Consider the following 18,535-nt stretch of genomic DNA (forward strand, 5'->3'; position numbering starts at 1 on the left):
GGCAGGCGCATTTCGGGACGGTCGCCTATACGGTACGTTGCCAAACCGCACGCAATCCCTATGTTGCACCGCACAATCGCCGACAGGTGCCCGGCAGCGGCACCACGGCACTCGCAAGCGAGGAATTTCAGTGCTTTACCACGCCTACGAATTGCAGCGCAGCTGGCTCGAAGGGGCCAGTGCCTGGGCCTCCATCGGCTCCGAAATGGCCACAAATCCCGCCAATCCGCTGTCCTATACCGGCTGGGGATCGATCGCGGGCAGCGCGCTGGAAGTGTTCGCCCACGCGTCCGCCGGCCATGGCAAGCCCGCGTTCGGCATCGAAAGCGTGACCGGGGATGGCACGGTCGACCCGGTGTGCGAGGCGACCGTGCTGTTCCGCCCGTTCGGCAATCTCAAATATTTCAAGCGCGATAACCTGCCCGAAGGCGCGCCCAAGCTGCTGATCGTCGCGCCCATGAGCGGCCACCACGCCACGCTGCTGCGCGGCACGGTGGAACGCATGGTGGAAAGCTGCGAGGTGTACGTCACCGACTGGCTCGACGCGCGCGACGTGCCGCTGACCGATGGCAGCTTCGACCTCGACGATTACATCGACTACCTCGTCGCCTTCCTGGATCATATCGGCCCCGGCACGCACATGCTGGCCGTGTGCCAGCCGAGCGTGCCCGCGCTGGCCGCGACCGCGATCATGAACCGCGACGATCATCCGGCGCGGCCCGCCTCGCTGACCATGATGGGCGGGCCGATCGACACGCGCGAAAGCCCGACGACGGTCAACGATCTCGCCATGGATCGCCCGCTGTCCTGGTTCCGCCGCACCGTGATCGCCACCGTGCCGTCAAACTATGCCGGCGCGGGGCGCAAGGTCTATCCCGGCTTCCTCCAGCTCGCCGGCTTCCTCAGCATGAATCTGGGCAGCCACATCCAGTCGCATTACGAGATGTACAAGCACATCCGCGAAGGCGACGACGAGAGCGCGCAGGCGACCAAGGATTTCTACGACGAATATCGCTCGGTCTGCGACATGACCGCGGAATTCTATCTCCAGACGGTGGAGGAGGTGTTCCAGAAGCACTCCCTGCCCGAAGGCGAGTTCATGCACCGGGGCAAGCGGATCGATCTGGGCGACATCACCGACACCGCGATCCTGGCGATCGAGGGCGAGCGCGACGATATTTCGGGGCTGGGCCAAACCAAGGCCGCGCTGAAGCTGACGCCCAACCTGCCGGACGCGAAAAAGAAGTACCACATGGCCCCCAATGTCGGCCATTACGGCATCTTCAACGGCAGCAAATGGCGCACGAAGATCGCGCCGGTGGTAGAGGATTTCATCGCCGCGAACGGCTGAGGGAAAACGCTCGGGCGGCGCGCTAGCGCGCGTCGCCGATGACGCGCATCGCGTCGTTCGCGCAGTCGAAGCCGGGCGTGAGACTGTCCGCCAGTTCGCGTGCGCGGCCATTGGCGTCGGGGGTATCGCCCGCGATCTGCACCACCCGGCAACCCGGCATGTCGCCGCTGCCGACCTTCTCGATTGCCAACACGCTGCGCGGATCGTCCTGCCGCGTTACGTCGTGATAGCGGAAGATCGCGGCATAGGGCACGCCGCCGCGCAGCCGCCATTCGATCCGGTCGCCGATGCTGTTGAACGCGCCGATGCTCTGGAATTTCGCGTTCTCGACCCCGGCATCGAGGTCGAAGCGCCCGTCGCCTTCGTAAACGAACAGCGGCACGTCGCCGAGCCCCGGACAGCGCCAGTCGGTGCTCGTCCCTTCCTCCGACGTGTCGATCACCGTGCATTTGTCGAGGTCGAGCTGCGTATAGGCCGAAGTGATCGCGTCCGCGGGCTCCGGCGTTGCGGTGCCGGTCCGGGCAACCGGCGACGTGCCAGCATTAGGCCGCGGCGACGGTGTCTCCTGCTCGCCCGCACCGCCGCCGCCGCCACAGGCGGTAAGCGCGAGGAGTGGCAGGGCAATCAGGGCGATCGGGGCGGGGCGGCGCATCGTCATTCTCCCGGTGGACACATGTCCCTCTCCCCGAACGCGAAGGGGCGGCACACGGTTTCCCGCATGCCGCCCCGTACCCGTCCAAGGGTATGTGGTAATGCGCGCCGCCAGACCTCACGGCCGGTGACGCGCGAAAGGTCTAGAAGACTTCGAACAGTCCGGCGGCACCCATGCCGCCGCCAACGCACATGGTGACGACGACGTATTTCGCGCCACGACGCTTGCCCTCTATCAGCGCGTGACCGGTGCAGCGCGCGCCGGTCATGCCATAGGGGTGGCCGATCGAAATCGAGCCGCCGTTGACGTTCAGGATGTCGTTGTCGATGCCCAGCTTGTCGCGGCAATAGAGCACCTGGACGGCGAACGCCTCGTTCAGCTCCCACAGGCCGATATCGTCGACCTTCAGGTCGAACCGGTCGAGCAGCGCGGGGATCGCGAAGACCGGGCCGATGCCCATCTCGTCGGGCTCCGTGCCCGCGACGGCCATGCCGACATAGCGGCCGAGCGGTTCGAGCCCGCGCTTCTCGGCTTCCTTCGCTTCCATCAGCACGCTGGCGCTGGAACCGTCGGACAGCTGGCTGGCATTGCCCGCGGTGATCGTGGTGCCTTCGCCCATCACCGGCTTGAGGCTGGAAAGCCCCTCCAGCGTGGTTTCCGGGCGATTGCCCTCGTCCTTGTCGATGGTGATCTCGACGTCGGAGACCTCGCCCGTTTCCTTGTCCTTCACCTTGTGGGTGGTCGTGACGGGGACGATCTCGTCGTCGAACTTGCCTTCGGCCTGCGCCTTGGCGGTGCGCTGCTGGCTGGCGAGGGCATATTCGTCCTGCGCCTCGCGGCTGATGCCGTAGCGCTGCGCGACCGTTTCGGCGGTCTGCAGCATCGGCATGTAGATCGCGCCGTGCATCGCCATCAGTTCGGGATCGGGCATCACCCGCATTTCCGGCGTCTGGACCAGGCTGATCGATTCCTGACCGCCCGCGGCGACCACGTCCATCCGGTCGATGATGATCTGCTTCGCCGCGGTGGCGATGCTCATCAGGCCCGACGAGCACTGGCGGTCGATGGTCATGCCGGATACGCCGATCGGGCATCCGGCGCGCAGCGCGACCTGGCGGCCCAGATTACCCGCCTGCGCACCCTGCTGCAGGGCGGAGCCCCATACCACGTCCTTGAGTTCGCCCGGATCGATCTTCGCGCGTTCCATCGCGGGGGCGAGGGAATAGCTGCCCAGAGTGGCGCCCTTGGTGTCGTTGAACCCGCCCTTGTAGGCGCGCCCGATGGCGGTGCGGGCGGTGGAAACGATGACTGCGTCGCGCATGATACTACCTCTCTTGTGTCCGGTCTTATACGAAGAACTGGGTGATCCACTCGCAGATCAGGGCGGGTTTCTCCTCGCCCTCGATCTCGATCGTGATCTCGACCGTCTGTTGCCACTGGCCCGGCTTCTTCTCGACCATTTCGACGAGCTTCCAGATGCCGCGGATGCGCTTGCCCGACTTCACCGGGTTGATGAAGCGGGTTTTGTTGCCGCCGTAATTGATCCCCATCTTGATCCCGTCGGGGCGCGGCAGATCGCTGTTCTGCGACAGATAGGGGATCATCGAGAGGGTCAGGAAGCCGTGGGCGATGGTGCCGCCGAACGGCGTCATCTTGGCCGCTTCCTCGTTCACATGGATGAACTGGTGGTCGCCGGTTGCCTCTGCGAACTGGTTGATCCGCTCCTGGCTGATCTCGACCCATTCGCTGGTGCCGATCTGCTCGCCGGTCTTTTGGGCGATTTCCTGGGGGGTCATGGGGCCTCTCCTTGTTGCGTCGATTCAGGCGCCCTCATGACCGATCGAACCGGCTAGCGCAACGTGCGGGCCCCTGCCGCTACGGCCTGCTGGCCTGCGCCAGCGCCGGGCCGCCCCAGCCGCGCGCCGATCCCGCGCCGCGACGGCGAATCGAGGCGCGCAACGTGACGCGTTATCTTTCTGTTTACCATCACCTGATAGCCCGGATGGGCACTGGGATCGTCTTCGCCGCCGCCCGACGGGCGGGGCGCACGGTCCCCCGGGGGAAGTTCAGGGGATTTCGCGCCGTGACGGCACAGCAAGACACCGCACCATCCTTCGATCGACCCGGCCCGAGCCTGCTCGATCGCCTGCGCCACCCAAAGGACGACGGGCGCGAGAAGCGACGATCGATCGCCGCCCACCCGCTGTTCTCCGCCTTCGTCGCCGCCTGGTTCGCCGCGCTGTTGGGCATCGGCGTGATGCTGCTGCCTGTCGCACTGCTGGAAGCGCTGGTCGCCCGGTCGCGAATCGATTCGGTCATTCCCGCCGCCGCGCCGCCGCTGGGCGATACCGAGCACCTCCTCCTCGCCCTCGCTTTCGCCGCGGTGGGCGCGCTGCTGGGCCTGGTGCTCTCGCGGCGCGTGATCGCTTCGCAGGAGCCCGTTCGCGCACCCGCGCCGCAGCGCCGCAAGCCTGCCGATCGCCATCGCGACGCGCCGGTGAAGCGCCCGATCTCCGCGATCGAGGAGCTGGGCGAGGAAGGGCTGGGCCCCGTCCGCGACATCGTGCCCGCCCGGCCCGAGAGGCCGGCGGAGCGGCACCCTGCCACCGATGACACCGGCGATTTCGAACCTCGCCCGGCCTCGGGTCGCGGCGAACTTCCCATCCCGTCTTTCCTGCGCGCGCCGCTGTCGCTCGATCCCGCATTCGCGCCTTTCGATCCCGATACCAGCTTCGAGCTGGCGCAGACGGGGTTGTGGCGACCGGTCACCGACACGCCCGCCCCGGCACCCGCCATGGATCGCGCGGACGAAGAGCCCGCGCGGCACCCCCTGCCCGAGGTCGAGCCGGCGCTGGCGCAGGTGCCTCTCGAAGACCTGGGATGGCCCGCCATGCTGGAACGGTTCGCACAGGCGCTCTCGGGCGCCGGCGAGCGGCCCCAGCCGCGCACGGACGAGCGACTTCGGGCCAAGCTGGCGCGCGCGGGCAACGCCATCGGCGCGTGGCCGCCCCGCCGATCCGTGCCCCTGGATGCGCTTGAAAACCCGGACGAGATCCCGTCCGATCCGGCCGAAACGGAACGCGCCCTGCGCCGCGCGATCGAGCGGCTGGGGCGGCTGAGCGGAGCGGCCTGAGCCCGCGCCCGATCCGCCTCGAACTGCACCGGGGGCAAGTTCTTCTTGGCCGGTCCCCGCTTGCAAAAAACACTTCCTGTCTTCAATAGAAGCTTTCGCGAAAGTTTCGGAGCGGCTTTGCCCGACGAGACGCGTGCTTCATTGCCGCGCCCCGCGCCCGCCGTGGTGCCAAGCGGCCGCAGACAGGGTTTTGGACGATGGCATATCCGGCTCCGCAGGGCCTCTACGATCCGCGCAACGAACATGACGCATGCGGCGTCGGCTTCGTCGCGCATATCAAGGGCGAGCGGAGCCACGACATCGTCACCCGGGCGCTGGAAATCCTCGCCAATCTCGACCATCGAGGCGCGGTCGGGGCCGACCCGCTTTTGGGCGACGGCGCGGGCATCCTGCTGCAGATTCCCGACCCGCTGATCCGCCGCTGGGCGGACGAGAACGGCCACGACCTGCCCGAGCAGGGAAAGTACGCCGTCGCGATGTGCTTCCTGCCGCAGGACGAGGAACCGCGCGACTTCGTGATCGCGCAGTTCGAGAAGTTCGCCGAGAAGGAAGGCCAGCGCGTCGTCGGGTGGCGCGACGTGCCGCTGACCATGGATGGGCTCGGCAAGGCGGTGATCGACGCGATGCCCGTCATCCGCCAGTGCATCATCGCCTGCGGCGAGAACTGCGCCGATCAGGACGCGTTCGAGCGCAAGCTGGTGGTGATCCGCAAGCAGACGCTGAACCCGTTGGCGAAGCTGGCGCAGAAGCACGATCTGCCCGGCCTGACGCAGGCCTATATCCCGAGCTTTTCGAGCCGCACGATCGTTTACAAGGGGCTGCTGCTCGCAAACCAGGTTGGCAGCTTCTACGACGATCTGCGCGACCCAGATTGCCAGAGCGCACTGGGGCTCGTGCACCAGCGCTTCTCCACCAACACCTTCCCCAGCTGGCGGCTCGCCCACCCCTATCGCCTGATCGCCCATAATGGCGAGATCAACACGGTGCGCGGCAACGTGAACTGGATGGAGGCGCGGCGGCGGGCGATGGAAAGCGACCTGCTCGGCCCCGATCTCGACAAGATGTGGCCGCTGATCCCGCACGGCCAGTCCGATACCGCCTGCCTTGACAACGCGCTGGAGTTGCTGATCACGGGCGGATACTCGCTCGCCCACGCGATGATGATGCTCATCCCGGAAGCGTGGGCAAAGAACCCGCTGATGGATGACAGCCGCCGCGCGTTCTACGAATACCACGCCGCGCTGATGGAGCCGTGGGACGGCCCGGCCGCGGTCGCCTTTACCGACGGGCGGCAGATCGGCGCGACGCTGGATCGCAACGGCCTACGCCCGGCGCGCTATTGCGTGACGAAGGACGACCTCGTCTGCCTCGCCTCGGAAAGCGGCGTGCTGCCCTTCGCCGAGGAGGACATCGTACGCAAATGGCGGTTGCAGCCGGGCAAGATGCTGCTGATCGACCTAGAGGAAGGCCGCATCGTCGAGGACGACGAATTGAAGGCCGGGCTGGCGGAGGCGCACCCTTACGCCGAATGGCTCGACCGCACGCAGTACAAGCTGGCCGATCTGGAAACGATCGACGCCGAGCTGGCCGAGGTCGAGACCGGCGAACCGAGCCTGCTCAAGCGGCAGCAGGCGTTCGGCTATACGCAGGAAGACATCTCCCGCTTCCTGGAGCCGATGGGGGTGAACGGCGACGATCCGATCGGGTCGATGGGCACCGATACCCCGATCGCGGTGCTCTCCAACAAGAGCCGCCTGCTTTACGACTATTTCAAGCAGAACTTCGCCCAGGTCACCAACCCGCCGATCGACCCGATCCGCGAGGAGCTGGTGATGGGCCTGCTGTCCATGATCGGCCCGCGCCCCAACCTGCTCGGTTTCGATGCCGGCACGCACAAGCGGCTGGAGGTCGCGCAACCGATCCTGACCAGCGAGGATCTGGCCAAGATCCGCTCGGTCGAAAGCACGCTCGACGGGGCATTCCGCACCGCCACGGTCGACATGACGTGGGATGCAGAGGTCGGGGTCGAGGGGATCGAGCTCGCGATCAAGGAAATGTGCTGGGCCGCGACCGAGGCGGTGCTGCAGGATGCGAACATCCTGGTGCTGTCCGACCGCGCGACGTGCAAGGGCCGCGTACCGCTGCCCGCCGCGCTCGCCACCGCCGCGGTGCATCACCATCTGGTGCGACAGGGGCTGCGCATGCAGACCGGGCTGGTGGTCGAAACCGGCGAGGCGCGCGAGGTGCACCATTATTGCGTGCTCGCGGGATATGGCGCGGAAGCGGTCAATCCCTGGCTTGCCTTCGACACGCTGGAGGAGCTGCGCGCGCGCCGCCACCCCGACCAGTCGCCCGAAAGCGTGCAAGCGAACTACATCAAGGCGATCGGCAAGGGCATCCGCAAGGTGATGTCCAAGATGGGCATCTCGACCTACCAGTCATACTGCGGCGCGCAGATCTTCGACGCGGTCGGCCTGTCGAGCGATTTCGTGGAGCGTTTCTTCACCGGCACCGCGACCACGATCGAGGGGATCGGCCTGAACGAGGTCGCCACGGAGGCGATGCGCCGGCACGAGGTCGCCTATGGCGACGATCCGATCCATGCCGAAATGCTCGATGTCGGCGGCATCTACCAGTACCGCCTGCGGGGCGAGGACCATGCCTGGACCCCGACTTCGGTCGCCAATCTCCAGCACGCGGTGCGCGGCAACGATCCGAAGAACTACGAAGAATTCGCGAAGGTAATGAACGAGCAGTCCGAGCGGCTGCTGACCATTCGCGGGCTGATGGAATTCAAGCGGGCCAAGCACCCGATCCCGGTCGAGGAGGTCGAACCCGCGGCCGAGATCGTGAAGCGTTTTTCCACCGGGGCGATGAGCTTCGGTTCGATCAGCCGCGAGGCGCATACGACGCTGGCGCTGGCGATGAACCGCATCGGCGCGCGCTCCAACACCGGCGAAGGGGGCGAGGAGGTCGATCGCTTCGCCACGCTCGACAACGGCGATTCGATGCGCAGCCGGATCAAGCAGGTGGCATCGGGCCGCTTCGGGGTGACGACCGAATATCTGGTCAATGCCGACGACATCCAGATCAAGATGGCGCAGGGCGCGAAGCCTGGCGAGGGCGGCCAGCTGCCCGGGCACAAGGTCGACAAGGCGATCGCCGCAGTGCGCCATTCGACGCCCGGCGTGGGCCTCATCAGCCCGCCGCCGCACCACGACATCTACTCGATCGAGGATCTGGCGCAGCTGATCCACGACCTAAAGAACGTGAACCCGGCGGCCCGCATTTCGGTGAAGCTCGTCTCCGAAGTCGGCGTCGGCACCGTCGCCGCCGGCGTGTCGAAGGCGCGCGCGGATCATGTCACCATTTCGGGCTACGAGGGCGGGACCGGCGCTTCGCCGCTGACCAGCCTAACTCATGCCGGCTCCCCGTGGGAAATCGGCCTTGCGGAAACGCAGCAGACGCTGCTGCTCAACGATCTGCGCAGCCGCATCAACGTGCAGGTCGATGGCGGCCTGCGCACCGGGCGCGACGTCGCCATCGGGGCGCTGCTGGGCGCGGACGAGTTCGGCTTCGCCACCGCGCCGCTGATCGCGGCGGGCTGCATCATGATGCGCAAGTGCCACCTCAACACCTGCCCGGTGGGGGTGGCGACGCAGGACCCGGTGCTGCGCGCGCGCTTCACCGGCACGCCAGAACACGTCATCAACTACTTCTTCTTCGTCGCCGAGGAACTGCGCCAGATCATGGCCGAGATGGGTTTCCGCACCGTGGACGAGATGGTCGGGCGGGTCGACCGGCTCGACATGGCGCGCGTCCACCGCCACTGGAAAGCGGACGGGATCGACCTGTCGCGGATCCTCCATCGCGTCTCCGTCCCCGCGGGCCGCAGCCTGCGCCAGACCGAGGTGCAGGATCATGGCCTCGCCGGGGCGATGGACAACGAGCTGATCGAGGCGTGCCAGGGCGCGATCGAGACCGGCGAGCCCGTGGTGCTGGAGCGGGAGATCCGCAACGTGAACCGTACCGTCGGCGCGATGCTGTCGGGCCGGATCGCCGAGGCGCGCGGGCTCGCGGGCCTGCCGCCCGAAACCATCCGCATCAATCTGAACGGCGTGGCGGGGCAGAGCCTGGGCGCATGGCTCGCCCATGGCGTGGTGCTGGAACTGACCGGCGATGCCAACGACTATGTCGGCAAGGGGCTGTCGGGCGGGCGCATCGTGGTCCGCCAGCCGCGCGGCGTCGATCGCGAGCCGGGCGAGAACATCATCGTCGGCAACACCGTGCTGTATGGCGCGATCGCGGGCGAGGCCTATTTCGAAGGCGTCGCGGGCGAACGCTTCGCGGTCAGGAATTCGGGCGCGATCGCGGTGGTCGAGGGGGCGGGCGACCACGCCTGCGAATACATGACCGGCGGCGTCGCCGTGGTACTGGGCCGCACCGGCCGCAACTTCGCGGCGGGCATGTCGGGCGGCATTGCCTATGTGCTGGACGAGGACGGCCAGTTCGCCGACCGGGTCAACCCGGCGCAGGTCGAACTGCGGCGGATCGATCCGGCGCGCGACAGCGAGGACGGCACCGGCCGCCCGAGCCAGCGCCCGCACAGCGTGCTCGATTTCGGCATGGGCGACATGCTGCGCCACGATGCGGAGCGGCTGCGCATTCTGCTGGAACGGCACAAGCTGCACACCGGCTCGGCCAGGGCGGCGGCGCTGCTCGACGATTGGGACAATGCGCTCGGGCGGTTCGTGAAGGTGATGCCGACCGATTACGAACGCGCGCTGCGCCAGCTCGAGGACGAGCGCGAGGAAGCCGCGACCGAGGCGGCGGAATAAGGGTCAGGACATGGGCAAGGAAACCGGATTTCTCGAACTCGACCGGCAGGAGCGCACGTCGATCCCGCCCGAAGAGCGGCTGAAGACCTACAAGGAATTCACCGTCCCGTTCGACGACGACACGCTGCGCGGGCAGGCCAGCCGCTGCATGAATTGCGGCATCCCCTATTGTCACAACGGCTGCCCGGTGAACAACATCATCCCGGACTGGAACCACCTGGTGTACGAGGACGATTGGAAGAACGCGCTGACGGTCCTCCATTCGACCAACAATTTCCCCGAATTCACCGGTCGCATCTGCCCCGCCCCGTGCGAGGCGGCGTGCACGCTCAACATCGTGGACCAGCCGGTGGCGATCAAGGCGATCGAATGCGCCATCGTCGATCGCGGGTGGGAAGAAGGCTGGATCCGCCCGCAGCTGCCGAAAACGCAGACCGGCAAGTCGGTCGCGGTGATCGGCAGCGGCCCTGCCGGCCTCGCCTGCGCGCAGCAGCTCGCGCGCGCCGGCCACGCGGTGACCGTGTTCGAGAAGAACGACCGCGTCGGCGGGCTGCTGCGCTACGGCATTCCCGACTTCAAGATGGAAAAGCACCTGATCAACCGGCGCGCGGTCCAGATGGAAGCCGAAGGGGTGGTGTTCAAGACGAGCGCCGAGGTCGGCGTCGACGTCAGCTTTTCTGCCCTGCGCGAGAATTTCGACGCCATCGTGATGGCGGGCGGCGCGGAGGAAGCGCGCAGGCTCGACATTCCCGGCGCGGAACTGCCCGGCGTGCGGCTGGCGATGGAATTCCTGACTCAGCAGAACAAGCGCAATGCGGGCGACGACGAGGTTCGCGCCGCCCCGCGCGGCAGCCTGACCGCGACCGGCAAGCACGTGATCGTGATCGGCGGCGGCGACACCGGCTCCGACTGCGTTGGCACCAGCAACCGGCAGGGCGCGAAGAGCGTCACCCAGCTGGAGATCATGCCCAAGCCGCCGGAGAAGGAAGACAAGGCCACCACCTGGCCCCATTGGCCGCTGAAGCTGCGCACCTCCAGCAGCCACGAGGAAGGGGCCGACCGCGACTGGGCGGTCCTGACCAAGCGGGTGGTCGCCGAGAACGGCACGGTTACCGGCCTCGAATGCGTGCGGGTCGAGTGGAAGGACCGCGAGATGCAGGAGGTCGAAGGCAGCGAATTCACCCTGCGCGCCGACCTCATCCTGCTCGCCATGGGTTTCACCGGGCCGAAGAAGCGCGGTCTGCTCGACCGGGCGGGCGTCGCGCTGAGCGAACGCGGCAATGTCCACGCGGACGAGAAAGGCTACGCCGCCAGCGAGCCCGGCATCTTCGCCTGCGGCGACATGCGCCGCGGGCAATCGCTGGTCGTCTGGGCGATCCGCGAAGGCCGCCAGTGCGCCGCCGCCGTGGACGAGGCGCTAATGGGGCACACCGACCTGCCGCGGTAGGGCGCTCTCGCTGTTTGCATAGCCGATAAGTCATCGTCACCCCGGGCTCGACTCGGGGCGGTGCTGCCTTTGGCTGACGCGGCGGATCGCCGTCCGACCTTGCTCTCAAAGAAGCACCGGCCCCGGATCAGGTCCGGGGCGACGGGCAAGGGGTGGATGCCCGGCACCACATCTGCCCGCTGTCCTACAGGGCATCCGGTGTGAGAGGATGCGCCCATGTCGGACCGCGCCTTTTCCGCCTCATATCGCCGCCAGCAACAGCCGACCGGCGAAGTTGACTCGCCCACACCGGATTTCTCGGCCAAGACTTTCAAAAACATACCTAAATACGCCGTGGAAAGTTTTTCAAACACCCCCGGTCGGTGTTCCACCCCAGTCGATCGCGCCGCGCCCGTGCTCCTCCAGAAACGCGTTCGCGCGGCTGAAGGGTCGGCTGCCGAAGAAGCCGCGATGGGCGGACAGAGGGCTGGGGTGCGGGCTGGCCAGCACCAGATGCCGGCACCCTTCGCGCCCCCCACGCAAACCGTCGATCCGGCCCGCCTTCTTCTGCGCGTGGCTGCCCCACAGGATGAAGACGCTGGGCACATCGCGCTGTGCCACGGCGCGCACGGCGGCGTCGGTGATCGCATCCCAGCCGCGCCCGGCATGGCTGCCCGCCTGCCCCGCCTCCACCGTCAGCGTGTTGTTGAGCAGCAGCACCCCCTGCCGCGCCCAGTGGGTCAGGTCACCCCCGGCGGGCGGGGCGATGCCGCAATCGCTCGCCAGCTCCTTGTAGATGTTGGCGAGGCTCGGCGGCACGCGCACCCCCTCGGGCACGGAGAAGGACAGGCCCATCGCCTGCCCCGGCCCATGATAGGGATCCTGCCCCAGGATCACGACCTTCACCGCCTCGAGCGGGGTCAGCTCCAGCGCGCGCAGCCTTTGCCCGCGCGGCGGGTAGATCGCCTTGCCCGCCTCCTCCTCCGCCCGCAGCCAGCCGCCCAGCCGCCGGGCCTCGGACGTATCGAGAGCGGGGGAGAGCGCATCGCGCCAGCTTTCGGGGAGCGTGTCGGCCATGCCGCAGGTGCTAGCGCGCGTTTCGCAGGCGCACCATCGCCCCTTCCCCTCTTTCCCCATTGGTCCTAGGGCTCGGCCCCATGGCAGTATATTTCCACGAAGAAGACTTGCCCGCCGATGCGCTGGGCGACGGGCCGGTCGCGGTCGATACCGAGACCATGGGCCTGATCACGCGGCGCGACCGGCTGTGCCTGGTCCAGATCAGCGACGGCGGCGGGGACGAGCATCTGGTGCGCTTCGCGGTCGACAGCGATTATGCCGCGCCGAACCTGAAATCGGTGCTGGCCGATCCCGACCGGGTGAAGCTGTATCACTTCGCGCGTTTCGACCTCGCCGCGATCGAGTATTACCTCGGCGTCACCGCCGCGCCGGTGTTCTGCACCAAGATCGCGAGCAAGCTGACCCGCACCTATACCGACCGCCACGGGCTGAAGATGCTGGTCGAGGAATTGCTGGGCGAGAACATTTCCAAGCAGCAGCAAAGCTCCGACTGGGGCGCGCCGGTGATCACCGATGCGCAGCGCGACTACGCCGCCTCCGACGTGCGCTATCTCCACCGCCTGCGCGACATCTTTGCGGAGCGGCTGGAGCGCGAGGGCCGCACCGGAACCGCGCAGGCCTGTTTCGATTTCCTTCCCACCCGCGCCCGGCTCGACATCGCCGGGTGGGAAGACAAGGACATATTCAGCCACGAGTGAGTAGCCCGGCCCGATGAGCCCCACGCACACCCAACGCCGGATCGAGACCGAGGACGCGAAGAAGCTGCGCCGCGGGCGCCAGCGTTTCGCCACGCCCGGGGGCTTCCACGACAAGCTCGTGCGCGTGCTGGCCATCGCCCTGCCGATGGGCGTGGGCGTGGTCGCCGCGCTGATGGTGATGAGCCCGCTGACCCCGCGCGGGGAGGTGTCCTTCCTCCTCGACCGGGACAAGGTGGCGAAAATCAACGACCGCTTGGATGTTCAGAACGCGCTGTATCGCGGGGCGGACGATAAGGGGCGGCCCTTCTCGCTGATGGCGAAGGACGCCAACCAGCGATCGAGCGCGGAGGGGATCGTGCGGCTCGACACCGTGGTCGGGCGCATCCTGCTGTCGGGCGGCCCTGCGCGGCTGCTCGCACCGGGTGGGGCCTACGATCTGTCGCAGCAGGTGCTGAACGTGACCGGCGCGCTGAACGTGACGGCGGCCGACGGCTACCGCTTCGTCGCGCGCGGGGTTTCTATCGATGTCGGAGACAAGACGGTCACCGGCAGCGACGGGGTCGAAGGCTCGGTTCCGGCGGGGACGTTTTCCGCCGATCGGCTGGAGGCCGATCTGGATGCGCGCACGGTCGCGCTTGACGGGCACGCGCGGCTGCGCATGGTGCCGGGGAAGATGAGGATGCCATGACCCGCCCCAATTCCACCGGCAATGCCGACCTGCGCCGCACCGCAATGCGCTCCTTCGCGCTCGGCTTCCTCGCCACCTGCGCCCTGGCTGGCGGGATCGCGCTGAAGGCGCAGGCGATCGCGGGGCACAATTCCAACGCGCCGGTGAACTACGCCGCCAACCGGATCGAGCTGCAGGATCGCCAGAACCGCGTGGTCCTGTCGGGCAATGTGGTAATCGACCAGGCCGGACTGGAACTGCGCGCGGCGCGCACCATCGTGAACTACTCCGATGCCGGGGGGCTGCGCATCCAGCGCATCACCGCGACCGGCGGGGTGACGGTGGAGCGCGGCAACGAGCGTGCGCGCGGCGATCTCGCGATCTACGACTTCAATCGCAACATCATCACCATGGCGGGCAATGTGCGCCTGAACCGTGGTGGCGACACGCTGAACGGCGGGCGGCTGACGATCGATCTCGACAGCGGCTTGTCGAGCGTCGACGGCAGCGCGCAGGGCACCTCGCCGGTGGGCGACGAGCCGGGCGTGAGCCGGTCGAACGGGCGGGTGACCGGCAGCTTCTCGGTGCCCGACAGGAACTAGGCGGGTTCAAGGGCGCGGGGCGGCGAAGCGGGCGATCTCGGTCAGCTCCTGCGCCAGCAGCAGCTCCGCTGACTGGCTGTTGGACAGCAGGTTGCGGTGCAGCGCGGTCAGCCGCTCGACCAGCCGCTCCAGCCGCTTGCCCCGCCAAATGCGCAATTGCTGGATCAGGTCGCGCTCGTCCTTCCAGAACACGCGGCGCGCCCGTTTCTCCCCCTGGATGAAGCCGGGGATGTCGCGCTCCCCCCCCAGCCGCGCCGCCAGCTGCGCCAGCTGCGCCGCGCGCCGTTCGCAGGCGAGCGCCACCGCGACCGCGTTCAGGCCGACCTCGCGCATGCGCGCCAGCTCGCCCGGCAGGCGCTTGACCTGGCCGGAAAGAGCGGCGTTGACGAGCGGCATGAAGCCCTCCTCCTCGGTCTTCGCACCGATCGCTTCCCAGTCGGCGGGCTGCACATCGCGGGGCGAGGCGGGCGAGGCATCGAGATAGAGCGCCAGCTTGTCGAGCTCCGTCTGCGCCAGCCGGCGGTCCATGCCCGCGGCCCGCGCAACCCGCTCGGCCAGATCGCCCGCCAGCCGCAGTCCCGCCGCATCGGCGATGTCGCGCACCGTGCCCACGAAGTCGCGCAGCTCGGGCGGATAGAACATCGCGACCAGCGCATCGGGGCGGTTGGCCAGCAGCTTCGCCGTGCGCGACTTGTCGGTGGCCCCGGTGGCGACGACCAGCACCGGGCACGCCTCGCCCTCGCCCTTCAGCAGATTGTCGAGGGCATCATGCGCCTCGTCGCCATTGGCGCGCACCAGGATGTGCCGCCTGTCGCCGAACAGCGAGGTGGAGCGTGCCTCGTCCCCCAGCAGCACCGGATCGCGCTTGATCTCGCCACCGCTCAGCTCGACTCGCTCTCCGGGGTCTCTCAGTAGCGAATGGATGGTGTCGGCGGCGCTACTCGCGCCGGCCTCGTCGGGACCGCAGAAGAAGAAGACGGAGCACTGGTTCGCGGCCTTCCTCGCGGTGGCGGCGAAGTCCTTCTGCGTGGCCTTCATCGCCCTTCGCGCAGGGTCAGCGCGACCCGGGTGACGATCTGGTCGGCGACTTCGGTCGACAGGCGCTCCAGTGCGGTGCGCTCCGCAGCGATGACGGCATATTCGCTCGACACCACGTCGATCCCCGCATCGGATCCCGCGGTGGCGTCGATCACGATCTCGTCCGAAGCGAGATCGACCAGCTGATAGCGCGCCCGCAAGGTCCGCCGTTCGCGCCCGATCGAATCGTCTCCCCGCAGGCCCAGCCCCTCCAGCTGATCGTCGAGCCGCACGTCGAGGCGATAGCGCGGACTGGCCGCCGTGCCGCCCGCGCCGAGGCGGTCGCGCAGCGAATTGGCAACCAGCCAGCCTGCCTCGCCCGCGATCGGCCCGACCTCGATCTGCGACAGGCCGCGCGCGGCGACACTGCCTGCCCCGCCGCCATAGAGCGGCTGCAATCCGCAGCCCGCCAGCACCAGGGTGACGGGCAGCAGCGCGCCGTTGAGGGCGAGCGAGCGCCTCACGTGACGATATTCACCAGCCGGTCGGGCACGACGATCACCTTGCGCAAGGGAGCACCATCGATCGAACGCTGGACCTTCTCGCTGGCGAGCGCAAGCGCCTCCAGCTCTTCCTTCGGCAGGCCCTTGGAGACGGTGATGGTGTCGCGCAGCTTGCCCTTGTGCTGGACGGCGATGGTCACCTCGTCTTCGACCAGCATCGCCGGGTCGATCTCGGGCCAGCGCGCCTGCGCGATCAGGCCCTCGGTCGCGGTAAGGCGATCCCAGCCTTCCTCTGCCAGATGCGGCATCATCGGCGCGACCAGCAGCAGCAGGTCGCGCAATGCGGACGCCCGATCCGCGCTCGGCTGCGCCTTTTCGATTGCGGAAACCAGTTCGTAGATCCGCGCGACCGCCTTGTTGAAGGACAGGGCCTCAACATCCTCCGCCACGGCGGCGACAGTCTGGTGCAGCTTGCGCCGGAGGGCAACGTCCTCGCCCGAGGCATCGGTATCGACCGTGTCGAGCAGCCGCCAGACGCGCTGGACGAAGCGCGCGCAGCCTTCAATCCCGGCTTCGGACCACGGCAGGTCGCGTTCCGGCGGGCTGTCGGACAGCATGAACCAGCGCACCGCATCGGCGCCGTAGCGGGCGATGATCGCGTCGGGGTCGACCGTGTTCTTCTTCGACTTCGACATCTTGATGACGCGGCCGATCTCGACCTCGCCGCCATCGTCCTTCAGCAAAGCGCGCTCCGCCTCGCGGCTGATCTCGTCGGGCGCGTAATAGACCGTGCGCCCGCCCTCGTCGCGCGAATAGGTTTCGTGCGTCACCATGCCTTGCGTAAACAGGCTCGCGAAGGGCTCGGCGAAATCGATCATGCCGATGTGCCTGAGCGCGCGGGTCCAGAACCGGGCGTAGAGCAGGTGCAGGATCGCGTGTTCGATGCCGCCGATATACTGTTCGACCGGCAGCCACTTCTCGACCTCTTCCCGGACGAAGGGCTTGTCGGCGGGCTGGCTGGCGAAGCGCAGGAAGTACCAGCTCGAATCGACGAAGGTGTCGAGCGTGTCGGTCTCCCGTACCGCCTCGCCCCCGCATTCGGGGCAGGCGACATGCTTCCAGGTCGGATGGCGTTCGAGCGGGTTGCCCGGCGTCCGGAAATCGACATCCTCGGGCAACACCACCGGCAGCTGATCGGCGGGCACCGGCACCACGCCGCACTTCTCGCAATGGATGAAGGGGATCGGCGTGCCCCAATAGCGCTGGCGCGAAACGCCCCAGTCGCGCAGGCGCCAGACGATCTGGCCTTCGCCCCAGCCCTCGTCCTCGGCGCGCGCGACGATCTTCGCCTTCGCGTCCTCGACCGCCATGCCATTCAGGAAGGCGGAGTTCACCAGCGTGCCCTCGCCCGCCTCGGCCTCGGTCAGCGGCGCGTCGGCGGCGGTGTCCTTGCCAGCGACCACGCGCAGGATCGGCAGGCCGTATTTGCTGGCGAAGTCGAAATCGCGCTGGTCGTGGCCGGGCACGCCCATCACCGCCCCGGTGCCGTAATCCATCAGCACGAAATTCGCGATGAAGACCGGCAGGTCCGCGCCGGTGATCGGGTGCACCGCGGTGATGGCGGTGCGATAGCCCTTCTTCTCCATCGTCTCCAGCGCCGCCGCGGTGGTGCCGCCACGCTTGCATTCCGCAACGAAGGCGGCGGCCTCCGCATCGTTCGCCGCGACCCCTTGCGCGATCGGATGGTCGGGCGCGACCGCGACGAAGCTCGCGCCGAAGATCGTGTCGGGCCGGGTCGAATAGACCGCGACACCTTCCCCGTTCGACAGCGCGAAGCGGAACTGCAGCCCGGTCGATTTGCCGATCCAGTTTTCCTGCATCAGCCGGACCTTGTCGGGCCATTTGTCGAGGGTTTGGAGACCCTCGAGCAGCTCGTCGGCGAAGTCGGTGATCTTCAGGAACCACTGCGCCAGCTTGCGCTTCTCGACCTCCGCGCCCGAACGCCAGCCCTTGCCGTCGATCACCTGTTCGTTCGCCAGCACGGTCATGTCGACCGGGTCCCAGTTGACCGTGCTTTCCTTGCGATAGACCAGCCCGGCTTCGTACAGCGCCAGGAACAGCGCCTGCTCGTGGCCATAATATTCGGGATCGCAGGTGGCGAACTCGCGGCTCCAGTCGATCGCGAAGCCGATCCGCTTCAGCTGCGCCTTCATGTTGGCGATGTTGTCGCGCGTCCACCCGCCCGGATGTACGCCGCGCTCCATCGCCGCGTTCTCCGCCGGCATGCCGAAGGCGTCCCAGCCCATCGGGTGCAGCACTGCGTGCCCGCGCATCCGCTTGTAGCGCGCCAGCACGTCGCCCATCGTATAATTGCGCACATGGCCGATATGGATGCGCCCGCTGGGATAGGGGAACATCTCCAGGATATAGGATTTCGGCGCGTCGCTGGCCGAATCGGCGCGGAAGCAGTCGGCCTCCTCCCACGCACGCTGCCAGCGCCCGTCGGCCACGGACGGGTCGAAACGCTGTTCGGTCATGCTGCCCCCGGTTGGACGGTATTAAAAGTGGTGG

Annotated in this window: 14 protein-coding genes; 7 read left to right on the forward strand and 7 right to left on the reverse strand. The window is 67.6% G+C overall.

Going from position 1 to position 18,535, the window contains the following annotated elements; translation table 11 throughout:
- Window positions 1-130: 130 nt before the first annotated feature.
- Window positions 131-1,351 (forward strand): polyhydroxyalkanoate depolymerase, encoded by a 1,221-nt coding sequence (locus tag F7D01_RS05840; RefSeq protein ID WP_215229263.1) that lies wholly within the window; start codon window positions 131-133, stop codon window positions 1,349-1,351.
- A gap of 22 nt (window positions 1,352-1,373) precedes the next feature.
- Here F7D01_RS05840 and F7D01_RS05845 read toward each other — a convergent pair whose 3' ends face one another.
- From F7D01_RS05845 to F7D01_RS05855, 3 genes are all read right to left on the reverse strand, one after another.
- Complete coding sequence (locus F7D01_RS05845) at window positions 1,374-2,003, reverse strand: hypothetical protein (RefSeq protein ID WP_215229264.1); 630 nt, start codon at window positions 2,001-2,003, stop codon at window positions 1,374-1,376.
- Between the two features lie 142 nt (window positions 2,004-2,145).
- A complete protein-coding gene (locus F7D01_RS05850; RefSeq protein ID WP_215229265.1) occupies window positions 2,146-3,324 on the reverse strand; it encodes an acetyl-CoA C-acyltransferase in 1,179 nt (392 codons plus the stop codon).
- Window positions 3,325-3,349: 25 nt separating this feature from the next.
- Window positions 3,350-3,799, reverse strand: coding sequence for a MaoC family dehydratase (locus F7D01_RS05855; protein WP_215229266.1), 450 nt, complete (start codon window positions 3,797-3,799; stop codon window positions 3,350-3,352).
- Between the two features lie 287 nt (window positions 3,800-4,086).
- Between F7D01_RS05855 and F7D01_RS05860 the strand changes: the two genes are divergently transcribed.
- The 3 genes from F7D01_RS05860 to F7D01_RS05870 all read left to right on the forward strand — a co-directional run bounded on the left by F7D01_RS05860 (window position 4,087) and on the right by F7D01_RS05870 (window position 11,421).
- Window positions 4,087-5,136 carry a hypothetical protein gene (locus F7D01_RS05860; RefSeq protein ID WP_215229267.1) on the forward strand — a complete coding sequence of 350 codons (1,050 nt, stop codon included), beginning with the start codon at window positions 4,087-4,089 and terminating at the stop codon, window positions 5,134-5,136.
- A 197-nt stretch (window positions 5,137-5,333) separates the two neighbouring features.
- Window positions 5,334-9,974 carry a glutamate synthase large subunit gene (gene gltB / locus F7D01_RS05865; RefSeq protein WP_215229268.1) on the forward strand — a complete coding sequence of 1,547 codons (4,641 nt, stop codon included), beginning with the start codon at window positions 5,334-5,336 and terminating at the stop codon, window positions 9,972-9,974.
- A gap of 10 nt (window positions 9,975-9,984) precedes the next feature.
- Window positions 9,985-11,421 (forward strand): glutamate synthase subunit beta, encoded by a 1,437-nt coding sequence (locus F7D01_RS05870; protein WP_215229269.1) that lies wholly within the window; start codon window positions 9,985-9,987, stop codon window positions 11,419-11,421.
- Window positions 11,422-11,766: 345 nt separating this feature from the next.
- On the opposite strand, the gene F7D01_RS05875 is transcribed toward F7D01_RS05870, so the two are convergent.
- Entirely contained in the window at window positions 11,767-12,477 is a 711-nt protein-coding gene (locus F7D01_RS05875) for a uracil-DNA glycosylase (RefSeq protein WP_215229270.1), read from the reverse strand.
- Between the two features lie 80 nt (window positions 12,478-12,557).
- Here F7D01_RS05875 and F7D01_RS05880 point away from each other — a divergent pair, with 80 nt between their 5' ends.
- Genes F7D01_RS05880 through F7D01_RS05890 form a run of 3 tightly spaced genes read left to right on the forward strand, consistent with a single transcriptional unit; the run spans window position 12,558 to window position 14,444 of the window.
- The gene (locus F7D01_RS05880; RefSeq protein WP_215229271.1) at window positions 12,558-13,175 is read left to right on the forward strand and encodes a ribonuclease D; all 618 of its coding nucleotides are present in this window, start codon (window positions 12,558-12,560) and stop codon (window positions 13,173-13,175) included.
- A gap of 13 nt (window positions 13,176-13,188) precedes the next feature.
- On the forward strand, window positions 13,189-13,863 hold the full coding sequence (locus F7D01_RS05885; RefSeq protein ID WP_215229272.1) for an LPS export ABC transporter periplasmic protein LptC: 675 nt from the start codon (window positions 13,189-13,191) through the stop codon (window positions 13,861-13,863).
- On the forward strand, window positions 13,860-14,444 hold the full coding sequence (locus tag F7D01_RS05890) for an LptA/OstA family protein (protein ID WP_215229273.1): 585 nt from the start codon (window positions 13,860-13,862) through the stop codon (window positions 14,442-14,444). Before F7D01_RS05885 ends, F7D01_RS05890 begins: the two co-directional genes overlap by 4 nt.
- 6 nt (window positions 14,445-14,450) lie before the next feature.
- Here the strand turns inward: F7D01_RS05890 and holA are convergent, their stop codons facing one another.
- The 3 genes from holA to leuS are packed head-to-tail and all read right to left on the reverse strand — an operon-like array spanning window position 14,451 to window position 18,501.
- Entirely contained in the window at window positions 14,451-15,482 is a 1,032-nt protein-coding gene (holA, locus tag F7D01_RS05895) for a DNA polymerase III subunit delta (protein WP_215229274.1), read from the reverse strand.
- Window positions 15,479-15,985: an LPS assembly lipoprotein LptE gene (gene lptE, locus F7D01_RS05900; RefSeq protein ID WP_215229275.1), complete on the reverse strand. Its 507-nt coding sequence runs from the start codon at window positions 15,983-15,985 to the stop codon at window positions 15,479-15,481. The genes holA and lptE overlap by 4 nt, the downstream gene beginning before the upstream one ends.
- On the reverse strand, window positions 15,982-18,501 hold the full coding sequence (leuS, locus tag F7D01_RS05905; RefSeq protein ID WP_215229276.1) for a leucine--tRNA ligase: 2,520 nt from the start codon (window positions 18,499-18,501) through the stop codon (window positions 15,982-15,984). Before leuS ends, lptE begins: the two co-directional genes overlap by 4 nt.
- Window positions 18,502-18,535 lie beyond the last annotated feature (34 nt).

Origin of the sequence: Erythrobacter sp. 3-20A1M (genome assembly GCF_018636735.1) — a bacterium.
Taxonomy (GTDB): domain Bacteria; phylum Pseudomonadota; class Alphaproteobacteria; order Sphingomonadales; family Sphingomonadaceae; genus Alteriqipengyuania.

Excerpts from the sequence above, each read along its gene's own strand:
- F7D01_RS05880 (WP_215229271.1), top strand. The coding sequence starts at position 12,558 with ATGGCAGTATATTTCCACGAAGAAGACTTGCCCGCCGATGCGCTGGGC.
- leuS (WP_215229276.1), bottom strand. The coding sequence starts at position 18,501 with ATGACCGAACAGCGTTTCGACCCGTCCGTGGCCGACGGGCGCTGGCAG.
- F7D01_RS05875 (WP_215229270.1), bottom strand. The coding sequence starts at position 12,477 with ATGGCCGACACGCTCCCCGAAAGCTGGCGCGATGCGCTCTCCCCCGCT.
- F7D01_RS05845 (WP_215229264.1), bottom strand. The coding sequence starts at position 2,003 with ATGCGCCGCCCCGCCCCGATCGCCCTGATTGCCCTGCCACTCCTCGCG.
- F7D01_RS05870 (WP_215229269.1), top strand. The coding sequence starts at position 9,985 with ATGGGCAAGGAAACCGGATTTCTCGAACTCGACCGGCAGGAGCGCACG.
- F7D01_RS05850 (WP_215229265.1), bottom strand. The coding sequence starts at position 3,324 with ATGCGCGACGCAGTCATCGTTTCCACCGCCCGCACCGCCATCGGGCGC.
- F7D01_RS05885 (WP_215229272.1), top strand. The coding sequence starts at position 13,189 with ATGAGCCCCACGCACACCCAACGCCGGATCGAGACCGAGGACGCGAAG.
- gltB (WP_215229268.1), top strand. The coding sequence starts at position 5,334 with ATGGCATATCCGGCTCCGCAGGGCCTCTACGATCCGCGCAACGAACAT.
- holA (WP_215229274.1), bottom strand. The coding sequence starts at position 15,482 with ATGAAGGCCACGCAGAAGGACTTCGCCGCCACCGCGAGGAAGGCCGCG.
- F7D01_RS05855 (WP_215229266.1), bottom strand. The coding sequence starts at position 3,799 with ATGACCCCCCAGGAAATCGCCCAAAAGACCGGCGAGCAGATCGGCACC.
- F7D01_RS05890 (WP_215229273.1), top strand. The coding sequence starts at position 13,860 with ATGACCCGCCCCAATTCCACCGGCAATGCCGACCTGCGCCGCACCGCA.